Annotated in this window: 2 protein-coding genes; both read right to left on the reverse strand. The window is 31.7% G+C overall.

Annotated features, from left to right (window positions below):
• Positions 1-169: 169 nt before the first annotated feature.
• The gene (locus QZZ48_RS15690; RefSeq protein ID WP_294967192.1) at positions 170-1,183 is read right to left on the reverse strand and encodes a cytochrome-c peroxidase; all 1,014 of its coding nucleotides are present in this window, start codon (positions 1,181-1,183) and stop codon (positions 170-172) included.
• A 196-nt stretch (positions 1,184-1,379) separates the two neighbouring features.
• Positions 1,380-1,628: a hypothetical protein gene (locus QZZ48_RS15695; protein WP_294967193.1), complete on the reverse strand. Its 249-nt coding sequence runs from the start codon at positions 1,626-1,628 to the stop codon at positions 1,380-1,382.
• Between the last annotated feature and the right edge of the window lie 97 nt (positions 1,629-1,725).

Here is a 1,725-nt window from a genome sequence, read left to right on the forward strand (position 1 = left end):
ATTATAAAACTCCAAATGAAGTCTATTATCAAGCTGATAATAATTTAGACCCTAGGAGACAAAAACTGTTACCACTGGTATCGTAAAGAGGTGAAATAAAAAAACTTGTTTTACTGGTCTTGAAAAAGGGAACCATTATACTAAATAGCAACATAAAGTTGCTATTTACTTAGTTCATATCTGGTTTAGGAGTAGTAACTGTTGAAGCTGGAAGCATTGGTAGTGAGAAAGTGGGTTTTCTTCCCCCTAGTGCTTTGAAAAACTCTTCTATAGAAGCAGCTTCTGCATTACTAATCTTAGTTCCTAGTTGAACTCTTCCCATCTCTACAATAGCCTCTTTTAAACTCCAGATTTTACCATTGTGATAGTATGGAGCAGTTTGCGTAATATTACGAAGAGTAGGTACTTTTACCATTGCATTTGCATCACCTTTAAAATCACCTACATTTTGGTGCTTATAAGTATCCGTAACATTAAAAGCATTCATACCTTGACCAAGAGAGATTCCATTGTGACATGAAGCACAACCCTTATCTATAAAAGTTTTTAAACCATCTTTTTGTGCAGTTGTCATTGCCTTTTCATCACCATTTAAATAGTCATCGTACGGAGATGGAGTAACTAATGTTCTTTCAAAAAGACCGATTGTATCTGTTATTTTTTCAAATGTAACTTTTACATTTTTGCCGTAAGCATCTTTAAATGCGTCTACATAAGCAGGCATAGAGTTTACAGTGTCTTGGACATGCTCTTTTGTAGCTGCCATTTCTGGATGCGCTTGTATAGGACCTTGTGCTTGTTCTTCTAAATCTTTTGCTCTACCATCCCAAAACTGAGCTTCAAAAAATACTGCGTTGTATACAGTAGGTGAATTTAAGTGGTGAGGGTTAGCAGTCCATTTATGACCAATAGCAGCAGAAACTCCATCATCGCCACCTTCTCCTAAATTATGACATGTATTACAGCTGATAAGAGCACTTTTAGAGAGTCTAGGGTCAAAGTATAATTTTTTACCAAGCTCAATTTTCTTAGCTGTTATTGGATTTCTAGAATCATCAATAAGCTTGTTTAGTTCATTTTGTGAACTAGGAATAGGTTTTAATCCTGCCTCTTTTGCTGTGTTTACTAGAGTTGAAGCCATTAGAGAAGCTGTTAACAATGTTAACGAAATAACTACTTTCATATAAATTTCTTAATAAAAAATATTAAAGGATATAATTTATCCTTTGAGAAATAATATCTAGTATTATCTTAAAAAATTATAATTATAAGAGATATTTTAATGAATAATAGTTAATTTCTATTTGTTTGAGGATTGCTGTAGATTAATTTTATATCAAGAGGTTTATATGTAAATGTAATAAAGAGTAGGTGATAAGTTAGTTATTTGACCAACTTACATTGTAAATGTCAATTAATGAAGCAAAACTAGACAACTCAATATGTAGTTTTTTTTCTTTTGAATCATTCCAAAGAGTTTCTTTTTCTTTCCAAAAGTTTAAAACATTTAATTGCTTAGTTTTTCTATCTGCTTTTAATTCGATTCTTCCTATAAATTTATTACCTAATAATATTGGATATACATAATATCCCCATACTCTTTTTGCTTTTGGAATAAATATTTCCATATAATGGTTCCCTTTTTCAAGACCAGTAAAACAAGTTTTCTTATTTCACCTCTTTACGATACCAGTGGTAACAGTTTTTGTCTCCTAGGGTCTAAAT

This window comes from Sulfurimonas sp. (assembly GCF_016744025.1).
GTDB lineage: Bacteria > Campylobacterota > Campylobacteria > Campylobacterales > Sulfurimonadaceae > Sulfurimonas.

Excerpts from the sequence above, each read along its gene's own strand:
- QZZ48_RS15690 (WP_294967192.1), bottom strand. The coding sequence starts at position 1,183 with ATGAAAGTAGTTATTTCGTTAACATTGTTAACAGCTTCTCTAATGGCT.
- QZZ48_RS15695 (WP_294967193.1), bottom strand. The coding sequence starts at position 1,628 with ATGGAAATATTTATTCCAAAAGCAAAAAGAGTATGGGGATATTATGTA.